This is a genomic window from Chryseobacterium wanjuense (assembly GCF_900111495.1).
In the GTDB taxonomy this organism is placed as follows: Bacteria; Bacteroidota; Bacteroidia; order Flavobacteriales; family Weeksellaceae; genus Chryseobacterium; species Chryseobacterium wanjuense.
In genome coordinates this window covers 416,665-434,894 of record NZ_FOIU01000001.1, presented here as the reverse complement: position 1 = coordinate 434,894, position 18,230 = coordinate 416,665, and the positions used below count along the sequence as shown (strand labels likewise).

The 18,230-nt window shown below is 35.6% G+C and carries 18 protein-coding genes and 1 pseudogene; 13 read left to right on the top strand and 6 right to left on the bottom strand.

Annotation, left to right across the window (positions count from 1 at the left end):
- Positions 1–14 precede the first annotated feature (14 nt).
- Entirely contained in the window at positions 15–611 is a 597-nt protein-coding gene (locus tag BMX24_RS01960; protein WP_089790403.1) for a Crp/Fnr family transcriptional regulator, read from the top strand.
- 69 nt (positions 612–680) lie between these two features.
- On the opposite strand, the gene pafA is transcribed toward BMX24_RS01960, so the two are convergent.
- Entirely contained in the window at positions 681–2,327 is a 1,647-nt protein-coding gene (gene pafA / locus BMX24_RS01955) for an alkaline phosphatase PafA (RefSeq protein WP_089790402.1), read from the bottom strand.
- A 317-nt stretch (positions 2,328–2,644) separates the two neighbouring features.
- Here pafA and BMX24_RS01950 point away from each other — a divergent pair, with 317 nt between their 5' ends.
- The 12 genes and pseudogenes from BMX24_RS01950 to BMX24_RS01895 all read left to right on the top strand — a co-directional run bounded on the left by BMX24_RS01950 (position 2,645) and on the right by BMX24_RS01895 (position 12,130).
- Positions 2,645–3,187, top strand: a complete 543-nt coding sequence (locus tag BMX24_RS01950) for a GNAT family N-acetyltransferase (protein ID WP_089790401.1) — start codon at positions 2,645–2,647, stop codon at positions 3,185–3,187.
- Positions 3,188–3,469: 282 nt separating this feature from the next.
- Positions 3,470–4,054 carry a TetR/AcrR family transcriptional regulator gene (locus BMX24_RS01945; protein WP_089790400.1) on the top strand — a complete coding sequence of 195 codons (585 nt, stop codon included), beginning with the start codon at positions 3,470–3,472 and terminating at the stop codon, positions 4,052–4,054.
- Positions 4,055–4,235: 181 nt separating this feature from the next.
- Complete coding sequence (locus tag BMX24_RS01940) at positions 4,236–4,973, top strand: SDR family oxidoreductase (RefSeq protein WP_089790399.1); 738 nt, start codon at positions 4,236–4,238, stop codon at positions 4,971–4,973.
- A gap of 181 nt (positions 4,974–5,154) precedes the next feature.
- The gene (locus BMX24_RS01935) at positions 5,155–6,123 is read left to right on the top strand and encodes an SDR family oxidoreductase (RefSeq protein ID WP_089790398.1); all 969 of its coding nucleotides are present in this window, start codon (positions 5,155–5,157) and stop codon (positions 6,121–6,123) included.
- A 422-nt stretch (positions 6,124–6,545) separates the two neighbouring features.
- On the top strand, positions 6,546–7,340 hold the full coding sequence (locus BMX24_RS01930; RefSeq protein WP_089790397.1) for a helix-turn-helix transcriptional regulator: 795 nt from the start codon (positions 6,546–6,548) through the stop codon (positions 7,338–7,340).
- 112 nt (positions 7,341–7,452) lie between these two features.
- A complete protein-coding gene (locus BMX24_RS01925; RefSeq protein ID WP_089790396.1) occupies positions 7,453–8,352 on the top strand; it encodes an NmrA family NAD(P)-binding protein in 900 nt (299 codons plus the stop codon).
- Positions 8,353–8,588: 236 nt separating this feature from the next.
- Entirely contained in the window at positions 8,589–9,509 is a 921-nt protein-coding gene (locus BMX24_RS01920; RefSeq protein WP_089790395.1) for a helix-turn-helix domain-containing protein, read from the top strand.
- A 59-nt stretch (positions 9,510–9,568) separates the two neighbouring features.
- Positions 9,569–9,985: a DUF3788 domain-containing protein gene (locus BMX24_RS01915; protein ID WP_089790394.1), complete on the top strand. Its 417-nt coding sequence runs from the start codon at positions 9,569–9,571 to the stop codon at positions 9,983–9,985.
- A 60-nt stretch (positions 9,986–10,045) separates the two neighbouring features.
- On the top strand, positions 10,046–10,966 hold the full coding sequence (locus tag BMX24_RS01910) for an alpha/beta fold hydrolase (protein ID WP_089790393.1): 921 nt from the start codon (positions 10,046–10,048) through the stop codon (positions 10,964–10,966).
- Between the two features lie 70 nt (positions 10,967–11,036).
- Positions 11,037–11,216, top strand: a pseudogene (locus tag BMX24_RS01905) (helix-turn-helix domain-containing protein); the annotation flags it as partial.
- 64 nt (positions 11,217–11,280) lie between these two features.
- Positions 11,281–11,877 (top strand): hypothetical protein, encoded by a 597-nt coding sequence (locus tag BMX24_RS01900; RefSeq protein WP_089790392.1) that lies wholly within the window; start codon positions 11,281–11,283, stop codon positions 11,875–11,877.
- 4 nt (positions 11,878–11,881) lie between these two features.
- A complete protein-coding gene (locus tag BMX24_RS01895; RefSeq protein WP_089790391.1) occupies positions 11,882–12,130 on the top strand; it encodes a hypothetical protein in 249 nt (82 codons plus the stop codon).
- Between the two features lie 73 nt (positions 12,131–12,203).
- Here the strand turns inward: BMX24_RS01895 and BMX24_RS01890 are convergent, their stop codons facing one another.
- From BMX24_RS01890 to BMX24_RS01870, 5 genes are all read right to left on the bottom strand, one after another.
- The gene (locus BMX24_RS01890; protein WP_089790390.1) at positions 12,204–13,130 is read right to left on the bottom strand and encodes a malate dehydrogenase; all 927 of its coding nucleotides are present in this window, start codon (positions 13,128–13,130) and stop codon (positions 12,204–12,206) included.
- A 129-nt stretch (positions 13,131–13,259) separates the two neighbouring features.
- A complete protein-coding gene (locus BMX24_RS01885; RefSeq protein ID WP_228404635.1) occupies positions 13,260–13,814 on the bottom strand; it encodes a biliverdin-producing heme oxygenase in 555 nt (184 codons plus the stop codon).
- A gap of 18 nt (positions 13,815–13,832) precedes the next feature.
- On the bottom strand, positions 13,833–16,025 hold the full coding sequence (locus BMX24_RS01880) for an ATP-binding protein (protein ID WP_089790388.1): 2,193 nt from the start codon (positions 16,023–16,025) through the stop codon (positions 13,833–13,835).
- Between the two features lie 183 nt (positions 16,026–16,208).
- Complete coding sequence (locus BMX24_RS01875) at positions 16,209–16,979, bottom strand: cyclase family protein (RefSeq protein ID WP_089790387.1); 771 nt, start codon at positions 16,977–16,979, stop codon at positions 16,209–16,211.
- A gap of 122 nt (positions 16,980–17,101) precedes the next feature.
- The gene (locus BMX24_RS01870; RefSeq protein ID WP_089792684.1) at positions 17,102–18,115 is read right to left on the bottom strand and encodes a nucleoid-associated protein; all 1,014 of its coding nucleotides are present in this window, start codon (positions 18,113–18,115) and stop codon (positions 17,102–17,104) included.
- Positions 18,116–18,230 lie beyond the last annotated feature (115 nt).

Sequence of the window (18,230 nt, the reverse complement as noted above, 5' to 3'; positions counted from 1 at the left end):
AATACTAAGAAAATATGATCATCAGTGAAAACCTGTTGTTTTCCCACGGAGCAGAACTTCAAAATTATAACTCCGGTGAGTTTATTTTTGAAGAAGGAAGCATTCCGAAATATTACTTTCAGATAAAATCTGGTACGGTAAAGCTCAGCAGTTTCCTGGAAGACGGCAAAGAGTTTATCCACGGGATTCCTTTTGATGGTCATTGTGTCGCCGAAACGTATCTTTTTAACAATAAAAACTACGCCGTCAATGCAATTGCAGTTACCGACTGCAGCGTTATAAAACTTGAAAAGAAGAGATTAATCGAACTTGTCCTAAAAAATCCCGAACTCATCCTCAATATGTATTCTTATACCGCAGATCGTATGCATTACCGCTATATCGTTTCTGCCCCGTTTTCTTTTAAAGACCCTTTAACTAAATTGCATCTTATCATGAATCACGTAAAGGCTCATTTCGGATTTAAAGAAAAATTTTCTTTTCTCATCCCTTATACAAGACAGCAATTGGCTTCGCTTACAGGACTAAGGATAGAAACCGTCATCAGAACCATTAAGAAAATGGAAAAACAGAATCTGGTGAAAATTGATAACAGTAAGATTTATATTTAATTAAAATTTAACCCTAAAAAAATCCTTAACTTTTTCGGTTAAGGATTTATATTTCAATAGCTTAATTACTTATTTTCCAATAGCTTCCGTGATCGGATTTCCAACATTTCCACTTGGGAACTGAATTTTTAACAATGAAGAAACTGTTGGCGCAATATCCGTCATGAAGTAAGGTTTATTGCTTTCCCCATGCTGAATTCCCCAACCCATAAAAATCAACGGAATGTGCGAATCATACGAATTCCAGACACTGTGCGTCGTTCCTGTTTTTGAATACGGAGGAAGCATAGAATCATGAGAAATCAATTGAATATCACCGCTTCTCTGTCTGTTGATTCCATTAATAATCCTTTGTTTGATAGGCTCCGGAATAGTCGCCTCCTGTACTTCATCCACCGAAACTGCGTATAAAACCGTCGGATCTTTTTCCAATTCTTTGATGGTGAAATCTCTTACGTCATTCAGCTCGATCTTATTGTCTTTCAACAACTTTCTATCGAAATAGATCTGATAATTGTCAACAGCATTGATCAGCTTATCAACCCCGAATTTATCTTTTAATTTTTGATTAATTCCTTTTTCCATTCCTTCTCCGAAGAAACCTGTTGAAATTTTATGTTCTTCCAAAAATCCTACAGAATGCGCTCCACCGTGGTCAGCAGAAAGGAAAACCGTGTATTGCCCCTTTCCTACTTTAGAATCGAGATAACTGAAAAACTGAGCCAAATCCTGATCCAGTCTTAAATAAACGTCTTCTACCTCAATAGAATTCGGACCAAACTTATGTCCTGCATAATCCGTTGAAGCGAGGTTGACCGCCAACATATCCACAACATCATCATTTCCCAATTTCTCTCCATCTACAGCCGCTTCAGCCAACTTTAAAGTCAATGTATTTCCAAAAGGTGTATAGCGGATATTGTCTTTTTTCGCTTGGTAATCAGCTGCTAAATTACTGTAAGGGAAAGTTGGGGTTTTGGCACTTCCCAGCAATCCTTCCCACGAAGAATTATCCGGTGAACTTTCGGTATACTGATTGATCGGCAATAAAGTATTCCAGCCATTGGCAACCAATTTATCCGGTAAATTCTGAGAATTGAACGCTTTTACCCATTGTGGCAAATCATTCATATACCAGGTACTCGTAATGAAATCTCCCGAAGAATCGTCAAACCAGAACGCTCCGTTGGGCGTATGACCTGCAGGAAGAATCGAAGCCCTGTCTTTCAGAGAAACACCGATTACTTTCCCCTGGAAATTTGTCGCCAGTCTCAATTCGTCTGAAACGGTTGTAGACCAAAGGTTTTTCGGAGAGTGGCTTCCCACCTTTGCATTGGTAGTTCCGACAGGTTTTACATTTTCATCAGTTGTACAATATACGTTTTGGCCTGTTTCCTTATCATTCCAGTCGTTTCCTGCAATCCCGTGAATCGCCGGAACCGAACCCGTATAAATACAAGCATGTCCCAAAGCTGTCACCGTAGGAACATAAGGAATATGAACATTATTCAGAGAATATCCTGTATTTAAAAGCCTTTTGAAGCCGTCATTGCCATATTTGCTGTAATAACGGTACAAATAATCCCACCTCATCTGGTCTACCACCAAACCTACAACTAATTTTGGCCTTTCTAACTGACTGTTTTTGTTCTTCTGCGCATTGATTGTAACTACGGACAGGAAAGTAGCCGCCGCAATCGAAATTTTCCTAAGCATCTGGTAAATTTTTATTGGGAACAAATGTACGGGTTTTGATGATTTGGGTATGTGAAATTATAATTAATTTTGATTGTTATATTTTATTTAGAGTATTATTAAAACAACAAGCGAGTAAAAACTAACAATAGAACTTGTAAAATATAATCTGTTCTTTTCAAATTTTTTATTTAACCACAAAAGATATAAAAGATAAACACATAAGTTATGATTTTTATTCTTTTGAATACTTTTGTTTTCAAAGAACTAAACTGTAAATTGTTCAATACTAGCTTTTGTATCTTTTTGTACTAAATTTATAAATATCCCTCTGCATAATGATCGAGATTAAAAAACTTGAACCTCTCACCACCAACCCCACCCTCAACTGGGGATTCAACGGCTATGAAACCGATAAAATTTTCGCCGTTTCTGCCATTGAAATCGGGAGTTCTTTTGAATTCAGCTTAAGAGAAAAAAATCAATACTATAAAAAAATCTGGGAAACAAATTCCGACGATATCCACGAACTTCATGAAATTATTTTGCAAGGAAACTCATTCGGAGCTTTTGAAAATGACGAATTAATCGGTTGGGCAATCTGTGATTTCAGAGAATGGAACAACAGTCTCTTTATTGAGAATATTTTAATTGATGAGAAATATCGTGGACAAAGTATCGGGAAATTATTCATTAAAAATATCAACCGAAAAGCGCGAGAACTCCAATGCAGACTGGTCGAACTGGAAACTCAGAACACCAATTATCCCGCCATCAAATTTTATCAGAATGCAGGTTTCCGTTTTACAGGAATCAATACAAAACTGTACAAAGACTCCACGGAAACAGCTTTGTTCATGAGTTTTGATATCTTAACTTAAGAGTAAATTTTTCATTAACGTAAAGACGCAAGTTTTATTAATTAAAGACTGTTTTTAAGGCACAAGAAATCAAAGATTCCAATATTCAACGAAATTTTATCGTAGATAAAATCTTTGCGCCTTAAAAAATATAGTATTTTAAAAATCCTTGCGTCTTTGCGTTTTCCAACAAAAAACAACCAACAAATAAATCGTTATTGACAAAAACTATAAAAGATATTTGAAATTTTATTTTGTACTAATCGGTACAATTATATACCTTTGTCTCATCAAAATAAAGAAATGGCAGGAAGACCAAAAATATTCGACGAACAGGAAGCGATCCAAAAAGCAACCGAAGTCTTTAGAAATAAAGGCTACGACACCGCTTCCGCAGACGAATTGCTAAATGCCATGGGAATAGGAAAAGGAAGTTTTTATTTGGCTTTCAAAGGAGGAAAACAGGAATTGTACATCAAATCAATCGAACAGTTTTCTGAAAATTTTTACAAAAAACTGGCAGAAGGAATGGCAAAATCTGGAAACGGAATTGAATTCATCAAAAAGTTTTTTTTAATGCAGGCCGATTCCTCAGATTGCGAGAAAGAAAGAGGCTGTTATTTAGGAAATTCATTGGTTCAGCTGTCGGAAAAAGATGAAGATATAAAAAGAATTTCTGCAAAAATATTAAGAAAATTGCAGCAGCTTTTTGCCGAAGAAATCCGGAAAGCACAGGAAACAGGCCAAATTAAAAATGCAGAAGATCCTGAGATTCTGGCTTGGCATCTCACCAATCTCTGGAACGGAGTTCACGTCACAAGACGCATGGAAAACTCACCAAAAATCCTGCGCTCCTTGATAGAAATGAATTTGAAGATGTTGGAATAGAGGATGGAAGCTGGAAGTTTGAGGCTGGAGGTTACTAACTATATTAAATAAGCAGTCTGAAGATAACTTCCAACACTCCTCATCAGCTTCCAGCTTAGACAAGCAAAAATTTTTTACTCAATTTTGTACCAAATAGTACAATTTATAAATTTAAATATAACTTAAACAAAAACAAATTATTATGAACATTACAAACAACACCATTTTGATCACTGGCGGAGGTTCAGGAATCGGTTTAGAAATTGCAAAAGCATTAAGTCCGGCAAATAAAATTATCATTGTTGGACGAAACAAAGAAAAATTAGACGCTGCGGCAAAAGATTTAGAAAATGTTTTCACCATTCAGGCTGATATTACGAATGAAAGTGACATCAACAGACTGTACGACGAAGTAAAAACAACTTTCGGAGGTTTGAATATCCTGATCAACAATGCAGGTCATGCCCATTATTACACCATTTCAGAAAATTCTGACACGTACAGCAAAGCATTGGCTGAATTTACAACAAATTATTTTGCCCCGATCAGACTGACAGAAAAATTTCTTCCTTTATTAAAAGAACAAACTGAAGCAGCGATTGTCAACGTTTCTTCAATTGTAGGCTTCGTTCCGGGTTCACATGTTCCGACCTATTCAGATTCAAAAGCAGCACTTCACTCTCACACAAGAATTTTAAGATATCAGCTGGCAAAAGATACCAATGTAAAAGTGTTTGAATTAATGCCACCTTTGGTAAACACAGATTTTTCTGTAGAAATCGGAGGCAGAGAAAACGGAATTCCTGCTTCAGATGTTGCCAATGACTTTGTAAAAGCACTTCAGGAAAACATCTACGAAATTCGTGTAGGAAATACAGGTTTGTTGTATGATAATTTCTTTGCCGCTTCGGAAGGCGCTTTCGCTACTTTCAATAATTAAAAGTCTTTCCTGAAAAGGAATATTCCATATATTTTATTTGATCTCTCGCGGTTTTTCGTGAGGGATTTTTTTGTTATTAACTTAAAAATTATTGACCTCCACAACAAACAAAAATTGAACCCCACAACAAAATCCCCACTCCAAATATTCCCCAACTTTGTACTGTAAAATTTAAATAAAAATGGAAAATACAAAGAAAACAGTTTTGGTAACGGGAGGAACAGGATTTTTGGGAGTTCATACTGTGCTGCAAATGCTTCAACAAGGTTATGAAGTGAAAACAACACTTCGCTCACTTTCAAAAAAAGAAAATATTGTAAAAGCATTGGAAGAAGGAGGAATTACAGATTTCTCGCACCTTTCATTCATTGAAGCTGATCTTACAAGCGATAACAACTGGGATGAAGCCGTAAAAGATTGCGATTATGTCCTTCACGTCGCATCGCCCTTCCCTGCTCAAGATCCGAAAGATGAAAACGAACTCATCATTCCCGCAAGAGACGGTGCATTGCGTGTTTTGAAGGCGTCGCGTGATGCGGGGGTAAAAAGAGTGGTTCTCACCTCTTCTTTCGCAGCAGTCGGCTACAGTATTGATATCAAAGATCATGTTTTCACGGAAGAAGATTGGACGGATGCGAATGCCGAACTTCCAGCTTACATCAAATCAAAAACCGTTGCTGAAAAATCCGCCTGGGAATTTATCGAAAAAGAAGGGAATGGTTTGGAACTTACGGTCATCAATCCAGTCGGGATTTTTGGTCCTTCAATTGGCGGAATTACTTCTGCTTCGCTTGATGTTGCCGTTTCCGGCATCCTGAACGGAAACCTGGAATACACTCCAACTTTCACGATGGGCGTTGTAGATGTGAGAGATGTCGCAGATATTCACATCAAAGCAATGTTGAGTCCTGAAGCTGCCGGAGAACGTTTTATCGCCACTTCAGACGGAGTAATGAGTTTCTACGACGTTGCCGAATTGTTCAAAAAAGAAAGACCACAATACACGGCAAAGATTCAGAAATTAGAGCCTATCGGACAGGAATTCTACAAAGAAATGTCCAATAAAAAAGCAAAAACCATCCTCCACTGGAACCCAAGAACGCGTGAAGAAGCTTTATTGGCAAGCGCCGACAGTTTGATGATTAAGTAAAAGAACTATAACATTCCGTCAATTCGAGTAGAAATTATTTGTAATCAAATGAAGAATAATTTTGTATCGAGAATTTTTGTCAAGATTATATTTAAAAGTTTCTCGCTACGATTTTTACAAAATCTACTCGAAATGACGAAGTTCAAAATTTTATTAAATTTGAGGAAGAAACTCATTAGAAACCAATAGTTAAACTTCAACAAACAGTAAAAACGACCTAGGAAACTGAAGCGTTAAGAAAAAAATTAATCCGTTAAAAAATTTCCACTGTCCGAAGCGCGACTAGAATATTGAACCGAAGAACAAACAATAAACTCGCGCTAGTTTTGGGAATTTTAAGATTAAATTTTAATTTTTAGTGAAAGTTTCCAAGTCTTGACCTTTTGTTTCTTTTGTGTCAAGACAAAAGAAAAATAAATAATATGAAATTCAACAATCTCCACTCCTGTCATTTAGGTCCCGAAATTTCACCGGAGCAATTTATCCCGGAACATTTCTTTTTGTTTTTACTTAAAGGATCGATGGTCTCGTATGATGGTTACAGGCATTACTCGATGAAACCCGGCGATTACTGCATTGCGCGGAAAAATCATTTGGTTCGTTATACAAAATACAAAGAAGACGGGGCTTTTGAAAAGGTAATCATTGCTTTTGATGAAAAATTTTTAAAGAAATTTCTCGAACGCCATCCTTATCAGACTGAACCGACAGATAATACCGATTCTTTTTTATTCATTAATGAAGATAAACTGATTAAAAATTTCATTCAGTCTTTGGAGCCTTATTATAATGGGACAGAGCAGCTGGATGATGTTTTTGTCGATATCAAGCGGGAAGAATTGCTGATGATTTTGCTAAAGAACAATCCTGATCTGAAAAATATTTTCTTCAATTTCAATGTTCCTCATAAAATTGATCTGGAATTATTTATGAATCATAATTATAAATTCAACATCAGTCTCGAACGTTTTGCATTTATGACGGGAAGAAGTTTATCCACTTTTAAAAGGGAATTTAAAGCAATTTTCAACACTTCACCCGGAAAATGGTTGATGAACAGAAGACTTCAGGAGGCCTATTTTCTATTAGATAAAGAACATAAAAAACCGACCGACATCTATGTTGATCTTGGTTTTGAAGACCTTTCTCATTTTTCTTATGTTTTTAAAAAAGAGTTTGGGGTCTCGCCGTCGGAGGTAAATAAGTTTAAAGTTTAAGGTTATTTGTTTAAGGTATCTACCTAATATTTTTCGGCTACACAAAAAGTAGATTCGGCTACGCACAACTTTGCTGTAATCCTGAACTTTGTTTCAATAAAAATCAAACAAAATGAAAATTATTGTAACGGGTTCATTGGGGAATATCAGTAAACCATTAACAGAAGAATTAGTAAGCAAAGGACATGACGTAACCGTCATCAGCAGCAATCCGGAAAGAAAATCTGAAATTGAAAAATTAGGAGCCAAAACAGCAATCGGAACGATGGAAGATGTGGATTTTCTAACCCAAACTTTCAAAGGAGCAGATATTATCTACGCCATGGAAGCCATCAATCATGGAGTTTTCTTTAATCATGAAATTAATTTTATTCAGGAAAATATCCAGATTGGTAAAAATTATAAAGAAGCTATTGAGAAATCGGGAGTGAAAAATATTATCCATTTAAGCAGTATCGGCGCACACATGAAAACAGGAAACGGAATCCTGGCCTTTCATTATGAAATTGAGAAAGTTTTTAATGAACTTCCTGAGGATGTTTCGATTAAATTCATGCGTCCTGTTGGATTTTATTACAATATGTTTGCCTTTATTCCAACTATAAAATCGCAAAATCTGATCATCCAAAACTATGGTGGAGATGAAAAAGAACCTTGGGTTTCGCCGAAAGATATTGCATCTGCCATTGCAGAAGAAATGGAAAAACCGTTCAACGGGAGGGAAATCCGATACGTTGCCAGTGAAGAAATTTCACCCAACGAAATCGCTGAAACTTTAGGAGAAGCCATTGGTCAACCCGACCTGAAATGGCTGAAAATTTCTGACGAGGATTTGTTGAATAACCTCATCAATGCAGGAATGAATCCGCAAACGGCAAAAGGTTTCGTTGAAATGAATGCAGCAAGAAAAGGTAATATTTTATATGAAGATTATTTTAAGAACAGACCGGTTTTAGGAAAAATTAAGGTGAAAGATTTTGCTAAGGATTTTGCTAAAGTATATTTTAATTAATTTCTTTTGTCCTGACACAAAAGAAACAAAAAGTCAAGACTTGGAAATTTCCACTAAAAATTAAAACTTCATCCTAAAATTTTCAAAACTTGCGCGAGTTTATTATTTGTTCTTCGGTTCAATATTTTAGTCGCGCTTCAGACAGTGGGAATTTCTTAACGGATGAAGCTTTAATTTTCTTAACGCTCCAATTTCCTAGGTTGAGATCATGAAAAAACATTTAACTTAGTCGTATTATGAAACAGCCGATTAGAATAAAAACAATTCAGGAATTTCATCAGTTTCGGGGGCTTCCGAAGCCTCAGCATCCGTTGATCAGTATTGTGGATTACAGCACCATCAAACATGATGTGGATATTCAGGAAGTGAGCTGGATTCTTGATTTTTATTCAATTTCCATCAAAAGAACTTCCAATGCCAAAATAAAATATGGTCAGCAGGAATATGATTTTGATGAAGGCGTGATGTTTTTTATGGCTCCGGGACAGGTTTTTGGGGTCACCATTGATCCTGAAACCCACAAGAGAGCACAACATACGGGATGGATTTTACTGATTCATCCCGATTTTCTCTGGAACACCTCTTTAGCCAAAAATATTAAAAACTATGATTTTTTTGATTATTCTGTGAATGAAGCCTTATTTCTTTCCGAAAAAGAAGAGACAATCCTTCATCAGATCATAGAAAATATTCAACAGGAATATCATTCGAATATTGATAAATTCAGCCAGAATATTATTATTTCACAAATAGAAACATTGCTTAATTATGCTGAACGTTTTTATCAAAGACAGTTTATTACACGAAAAATTTCCAATCATAAAATCCTTGATTCATTAGAAAAATTATTAACCGATTATTTCAATAATGAAGATTTAATTACAAAAGGATTACCGAGTGTACAGTTCGTGGCAGACCAACTCAATGTTTCGCCAAGTTACCTAACCGGATTACTAAAAGTTTTGACGGGACAAAGCACCCAACAACATATTCACGAAAAACTTATTGAGAAGGCCAAAGAAAAATTGTCTACCACACAACTCTCTGTGAGCGAAATTGCTTATGAACTGGGATTTGAGCATCCTCAGTCTTTCAGCAAATTATTTAAAAGTAAAACCCAGGTTTCTCCATTGGAATTCAGGCAATCATTTAATTGAAATAAAACTTTTTGAAATTTTGAAAATTATTCTAAATTTATCTTTCATTAATAAAATTTATGACAAGTATTTTTACGGACAAGACCGTTAAACCTTCTGACGATGACCTTAAAAAAGCATTGGGTAAAAATTATACATTCTGGCACGAACTTTTTTCTTTTACCTTACAGAAATACCCGGAATCAAGCTTCGACTGGCACTTTTCTGGTCAAAAATTCGGCTGGGGTTTCAGGATAAGTGATAAAAAAAGGGTGCTGGTTTATCTTTTGCCTCGAGATCAGTTTTTTAAAATCGGCTTTGTTTTCGGTGAAAAAGCTTTTGAAGAAATCTGTAACAGCAATATTTCCGAACATATCATAACAGAGCTTAAAAACACAAAAAAATATGCTGAAGGCAGAGGAATCAGAATTGATGTAACGGATGGTTCTTTGATGGATGATTTTAAAAAATTAATTGAAATTAAAATTAAGTATTAAATTTTTCTTTTAAATCAGACTTATTAGTAATAAATCCTCCACTCCGGTTGTTATCATTATATGAAAACAATCTGGCTAATTTTATTACTTTTTATCATTCCGGCTAATATTTCGGCTCAACATACTTCAGCAAATGAAAATTTTTTCGAAACTTCGGATCATGTCAAGATTAAATTTAAAGTTTCGGGAAAAGGGGAAGCTTGTATTTATATTCCCGGCGGTCCCGGGCAAGGATATCCTTCATTTGAATTATTAGGAGGTAATAATCTTGAAAAAAATCTTACCCTGATCTATATGGATCAGCGTGGATCGGGAGAATCCGAAACATCCGACAACTATCATCTGGATAAAATGGTTCAGGATATTGAAGAATTAAGACAGCATCTGAAGCTCAATAAAGTTTTTTTACTGGCTCATTCTTTTGGTGGAATCATCGCGGTTAATTATGCCAAAAAATATCCCCAATACACTAAAGGATTGATTTTAGCCAACGTCACTCTACATTTCCTCAACAATGAATCTGTAAAAGAACAAATCGAATACGGAAATCAGCTTCTTCAACAAAAAAACAGAGCTGTTCACAGTGACAGTCTTTCTATGGAACTTTCGAAGATCAGCAAATCTTTACGCTCAAAAAAGATGGGTTATAAATTTCTCACCGATGATATTGAAACCATTAAAGAAATGGATAAAATAGATTCTCTCCATCCCAGAATTATTGATTTTGGAATGGCAGTGATCTCAAAACCCAAAGATTTCCCTGAATATTATGCAGATTATGCTCCAATGACAAAAACTATCAAGACTCCCGTACTGATTATTACCGGAAAAAGTGACAAAGCCGTCGGAACGCAGCATTATAAAACCTTTCAGTTCCCTGACAAGAAAGTGGTTTCTATTGACGGAGGGCATCTTTTGTATTATGAGAAAAACAGGGAGTTTGTGAATGCTGTTGTTGATTTTGTGAATAAAATTAAGTGATCATATAGTATAAGGTTTTACAACCTTTGAGTTTCGGCGCGGCCTTCGGCCGCGCCGAAACTTAAAATATACTCAACGGCATATTCACGAAAAACTTATTGATAAGGCCAAAGAAAAATTGTCTACTACACAACTCTCTGTGAGCGAGATTGCTTATGAACTTGGATTTGAGCATCCTCAGTCTTTCAGTAAATTGTTTAAAAGCAAGACCCATGTTTCTCCATTAGAATTCAGGCAATCATTTAATTGATTCTTAATATTTAGATTTTAAATAAAAATAAACAATTTAAGATAAAAAATAATATCTTAGACCAATGAAATATTTAGAAAAAATTCAAGAATTATTACCTTTAGGTTATTTATATCTTATTATTCTTGGACTTTTAAAGGAAAGTATTCTTTTTTATCAGTTGGGAATAAATATTTTGAAATATTCGTCCATAACGGACATTCTGATCAGTCCGATTGCTGATATGGCTTCAAGTCCTATTTTGATCATCATCATAATCTCTGTTGTCCTTTTCTTCTTTCTATTTCAGGTAATACTTGTGAAAAACAGTGATAAAAACTGGAGCAAAAAACTGTTAGGAAGCTATAAAATAAATCAAGACGTTGATAAAAGAACATTACAAAAAATGATGATTCCGATATTTGCGACACTTATACCCCTTGAACTTCTCGCTCTTTTTGTAGGATTAGGATGGGGTGAAGGCAATATTATTAAAAAGAGAATTAATACTCAAAATCTAAAATACAATTATAAGATCATTTCCGAATCCGGTATACCGACCGATATCTACATGATCGATATCAACAGCTCTTATTATTTTTATGTTGCAAAAGGAGATAAAAATATCAAAATAGCACCCGTTGGAAAAATTAATACCCTTGAACTCATTAAGAAAAAATAGAACAATGAAAGACACTAAATCAATTTCCGAATACACCGATGAAGAACTTATCAATAACGAAAAGAAAATAAAAATTCTTACTATTATGTTGATGACTGCCATCGTTCTTTTATTCTTAAGCACAATGTTTTTAACCTTCAAAAAAGGATTCAGTGCTTTAACAGTAATTCCGATTGCTTTGCTTCCTATTCTAATTATTAATATCAACAACTGGAATAAATTAAAGAAAGAAAAAGCGGATAGGAATTTGTAAAAATACCATCTATAAAATATAAAGAGGCTGTCCCAAAAATGAGACAGCCTCTTCAATATATCAAGTTCAATAATTAAAACTTCAAATCTCCATTCACCTCTCTTACTGCATTAGCAGCTTCAGCGAATTTCAATTGCTCATCCGCAGTCAGGGTAACGTTTACGATGCTTTCAACACCGTTTTTCCCGATAATAGCAGGAACACCAAGGCAGATATCGTTTTGTCCGTATTCACCTTCAAGCATTAAAGAACAAGGGATCATTTTCTTTTGGTCGCATGCAATTGCCTGAACCATTACAGAAACAGCCGCACCTGGCGCATACCAAGCAGAAGTTCCCAATAATTTAGTAAGAGTTGCCCCTCCTACTTTCGTTTCTTCGATTACATATTTTTGTTTTTCGTCGTTCAGGAACTCAGTTACAGGAACACCGTTTCTTGTCGCTTTGCTCAATAGAGGAAGCATACCTGTGTCGCTGTGAGCAGCGATTACCATACCGTCTACGTCAGAAATCGGAGCTTCTAGCGCTTCAGCCAATCTGTATTTGAATCTCGCAGAATCCAATGCACCACCCATTCCGATGATCTTGTGTTTAGGAAGACCGGAAGTTTTGTGTACAAGGTAAGCCATTGTATCCATTGGGTTAGAAACTACGATGATGATTACCTCCGGAGAGTGTTTTACCAAGTTTTCAGTAACTTCTTTTACGATACCAGCGTTGATACCGATTAATTCTTCTCTTGTCATCCCAGGTTTTCTTGGAATCCCTGAAGTGATCACCGCTACATGAGAACCTGCAGTTTTGCTGTAATCTCCTGTTGTTCCGGTAATTTTTGTATCGAATCCGTTAAGAGATGCTGTCTGCATCAAATCCATTGCCTTACCTTCAGCAAATCCTTCTTTAATGTCTACTAAAACTACTTCTGAACAGAAGTTTTTCATTGCGATGTATTCTGCACAACTCGCTCCTACAGCGCCTGCACCTACTACAGTTACTTTCATTTGATTTATTTTTAAATTAATTTTAGTTTAAAATTGAAAACTCCCAAATTTAACAATTCCTGAAAAATTGAGCAATCTTTCAGGAATTTAATTATCTTTAAAAGTGATATTTATGGTATATGAAAAAAATCAGTTCACATTTAGCAGGAAAGTGTACAGCTTTTTAGCTCCCGACAATACCTCATCATAGCTTTCTTCCGCCACTTCCGTATCCAGAACTTCTTTGAAATTTTTCCACATAGATCCGGTATTTTCCTGATAACATCCGAAGAAATTGAATGTCACGTTATCAAAACCTTCCGTTTTAGACAGCTGTTTGGCGATCACATTTCCACCCAATGTAGAACCTTCGATCACATACATCGCTCCTAATGCTTCATTTTCGTTGGAAAATTCAAGTTCGTGGGAAGCACTTTGATTTTTTAAGGCAAGACTTTCCAGATCTTTTTCAATTAAATGAAGTTTTTTTCGGTTGCTTAACTGAAGCTTTTCAGAGAATTTATCAGAAAGACTGTCGAAGATTCTATTTTCAGAATGAAGAAGCATCAGATAATTGGTACTGATGATTTTTTTGTAATCTTCAAGCGTAAAAGTTTTATTAAAAATTTTTTCTGAGTTAAAAAGCTTTTCCGCAGCATCGTGATATTCTGCCGTATTTTGTTTTAGATATTCAGATACCATCATAAGATTTGATCTTCAGATTTAAGGCTTTTTAAATGTTAAAATAAAAGAAGTTCCTTCTTCACTGCTTTCATACTCTACATTTCCACCAATTCTGTTCATAATGCGATGTACAATAGACAATCCCACTCCGTTTCCTTTAAATTTTTTCGCATTATCCATCCTGTTGAAAATTTTAAACATCTTATGTTTTTCCTCCTCAGGAATTCCGATTCCGTTGTCTTTTATTCTGTAAATGATCTTATCACCTGCTTCAAAACCTTCAATTTCGATTTTTGGCTGCTCTTTGTGGGAAGAATATTTTACAGCATTATTGATGATATTTAAAAATACCTGATGCATCATTGTTTTATCTGCCAAAACATCAGGACATTCTTTGATAATGATCTCGCTTTTCGGGCTGTTGTACGTTATCTTCGCATTCTCCGAAATTTTTTGAATCGTGTTGACCGTCGGAAGATTTTCAAGCTGAATCTCGCTGTGTTTTGCACGGCTTAATTGTAAAACATCATGCATCATCTCTGCCATATTGTCGATCTCTTCAATAATGGAATTGATCTTATTTTTGCTTTTCTCCGAACCATCTGTAAGACTGTTCAGAAGCATCTGAGCATTCAGTTTCATCACCGTCAAAGGCGTTCCCAAGTCATGGGAAATGGTGTATGAAAAACTGTCGAGCTCTTCATTCACTTTTTTAAGCTCATCATTAAGCCTTTTGATCGTGTTGTAATTTTTATGTGAAGTCTCCAGGATCAGATCCCGTATAGACTGCAGTGCTGCAATGTTTCTGGAGTTCCATCGTTTGGAATTTCCTTTAATATTTTCGGTGAAAATCTGGAAAGAAGTTCGTGGAGAAACGATTTGTCTTTCTTCTCCGTTTTGCGAAAACACTTCGATTTTTTTCTCAGGCTTTCCTGCCCAGTTGATGTGTTCGTCGAATTCTTTCCGGAACCAGATCAGCATATTGTTTTTACTTCTTTCGATGAAATAAATGACAATTCCTGCCGAATTTGTATCCAGTTCTAGTTCTTCCCCATAATTTCTGAGGAAATTCCGGCTCATGTAAATATTATCTTCGGTATTTTCGTGTGCCCACTGAATAATTCTTCCAATAGCTTTACGGCTCGGAGTATTTCCTTCCGTTACCAGCGTTTCATCCGAAACAATGGCTAAACCATCGGCTTCCGGAAGATCTTTAATCTCGGTTTTATTTTCAATTAAAGAATCTAATAAACTGTTGTATTTTAAGAATTCTTTTTTTAATTCTGAAGATTTTTCGTTCAGCTCTAAACGGTAATTCAGTTCATTTTTAGATTTAAATGAAGAGTATGCATTGGAAGCCAACGCCGTGAAAATCCCGGCCTGCACTCTGTCTTCCAGATCAATATGCTTCGGCTCAGAATTTTGGCAGGTTACCAATCCCCACAGGTGATCATCAATAATAATCGAAACACTGAAACTAGATGAAGCTCCGGAATTTTTTACGTATTGCCCGTGAATAGGCGACATTCCGCGTGAGGTGGCATATGTAAGGTCGATATCTTCCTGTCTTTTGCTCAGAAGCGGAACGGTTTCTGCGTATACATTGCTGAAAATTCTCTTTCTTTTTTTAAAGTAAAGTTCCCTTGCCTGTCTCGGAATATCACTTTCCGGATAATGCAGCCCCAGATAGCTTTCCATATCTTCACCCCTTCTTTCTGCGATTACTTTTCCTGAACCGTCCATCATGAATTTGTAGACCATCATCCGGTCATAATTCACAATTCTTGAAAGGGTATTGAGCAGCTGTTCCCAAATTTCCTGAGCATTATCTACAATATAAAAACTGTCATACTTATTGGAAATTCTTTTATGAGGGTTTTCTAAAACTTCTTCAAATTCTAGAAAAATATGAGCTTTACTTCTGAAAACGGAGAAATGATATTCTTTGTCCCTGATAAAAATTTTATCGAAATACGTTTCGTTTTCTCTTTGGGTAAATCGGTTTAGCGAATTGTAGATATCAGATTCTATAATGCTATTAAAACTTTCCGGGAAGTCTGTAATTTTCTTATCGAAAAGAATTTCTTTATTTCCGATATTAAAAATGTCCTCTATATTCTTGCTAAAAAAAGTGATGGAGTGAGATTCTGCGTCGATGCCAATCAGATAACCAAAACTTTGTATGTAGCCCGGAATATGAATGGGCTCTTCATGACACTCTACAAAATTCATATAATACTTTGATCTATCAAAGATAACGAAATTTTTACAGCTATAGTACTTTTTCTATAGAAACAAATACCACAAAAACGCATAAAATAACAGTTGTTTATTAATCATAGCAAGCCTTTGCGCCAATTCTTATTTTGGTGATATTGATAGTGTTAAAAAAGTTAAATTATATTAAATTGAATTCTATTCCATAATAGCCACAACCCGAGCCGGAGCTGCAGAACCACCAACAATCTTCAGTGGAAAAACGCAAATTTTAAATCCTGAAGGTGGCAAAGCTGACAGATTGGTCAACTGCTCCATGTGCAGATATTCTTTGTCGATGCCCACTCGGTGACCTTCCCAAAAGTATTCCGGGTCATTGAGTTCTTTTGCTTTTTGAGCCATAAATTTCAACGGGAGATCCCATCCCCACTGGTCGATTCCCATTACTTTCACTCCCTGATCGATCAGCCATTCTGTAGCTTCACGGCTCATTCCCGTTCCTTTGTTGGGAAAATCGGGAGTTCCCATTAATTTATCACGATCTGTTCTTATCAGGACGATATTTCCAGGTTTTATGGTGATTCCGTTTTTATCTAAATCTTGTTTTAAATCATCACCTGTAATGGCAACAAAATCCTCTTTGTGAGTACAATCGATAACGATTCCTTCGCCGTAGCACCATTCCAGGGGAATCTGGTCAATGGTTTTTGCCGGTTTTCCCTCTACAACAGGGCCATAATGCCAAGGCGCATCGATGTGGGTAGTGGAATGAAGTCCCATACTTTTGATCTTATCATCTGCCCAGCCTGTCCAGTTTTTCGGAAATAATTTCGCAGGAAGTCCCAATGCCAGACGGATCAGCCAATGTGATTTTTTATGAGATTTATGTTTGATTTTCACTTTCATAAACCACGGATCTCCGGCGTTGTATTGGATTGGCTTTGATAAATCAATGATTTTAGGCTCCATAAAATGGTTCTGGTTTTTAATTAATAGTTTGTTTAATTGATTTTAATTTAACCACAAAAGGCGCAAAAATTTTTATTAAATATTTTGTAGCTTTTGTGGTTAAATAAACAAGTTTAAAAGAATTAAACTTCTTTATCGAAATACAGCATATAGTATTTTCCTTTTTCATCTTCTCCCGTAGCAATTTTCTGACGGTCTCCGTGGATGTAGATGTGGAAATTTTTATCAAGCTTAATGATGCTTTTAAAATGTCTCTGGGTTTTCTTCACCGCAGCTTCACTGATGGGGAATTCTTCTGCAATATTGATCTGCATATCCTGCTCGTAATCGGTTTTAAAATTGTTAAAACTCTCGATTACATGCTCATCTCCCAAGACTTCATTAGCAAACTCATCCAGTTTGAATTCTTCTTTTTCTTTAAAGAAATTGATCGACTTATTTAAAAAATCCGCCTGGTCTGCCTTAGAAACTTCAAATTCCTGAGGTAATTGTTTGGTGATATAATCTTTGTACACCATTAAAGCTTCCTGCGTATGAAAATATTCGTCATCACGCTGTTTTACCTTTAAAAAATCCTCGTACCAGTAATACATATCTCCGTTTTTGTTGTTGTCAACCACAGAAAGCACATATCCGGTTTCTTTATCATTATTATAAATTAAAGCAGCTTTGTCAATTTTCGACAAACCGATTCCCTGATCTTTTTCGATGTCAAAAGTCTCTCCATTAGGAGAAATTTTTAAGAAAGATTCTCTTTTTTCAGTTTTAAAAATACCTATTTTATCTACTCTTTCCGTGCCTTCTCTTTCATCCTCAAAATAAACGATAAATAATTCTCCACCCTGAACTCTTGGGTTTTCGGCAGCTTCGAAAAGATGTTTTGCAATGTTTTCGGATTCCCAGAGGAATTTTGCCTTATCATCAAAAATCTCGGACACAGAACTGTAGACCGGGTTATTCACCAAATAAGAATCGCTGTAAAAATGAAAAGTTTCCTCCGATTTGAACGAACCCAGAAAGTAATTTTCAAGCAATTCTGCCATTCCTTCATCCAGCTCCAGCTCTTCCTGAGAAAGTATTAAAGACTCTCCATTGATTTTATTTCCGACTCTGTGTACTACTATTTTTGAAAACATTTTTTTGATCTTTTTTGAAGCCACAAATATAGTTTTAAACTTCAAAGACAACAAGAAACAAATAAATCTATTTTGAGATTTGAATATAATCTGTACTTTAGTTTTGTAATCAAAG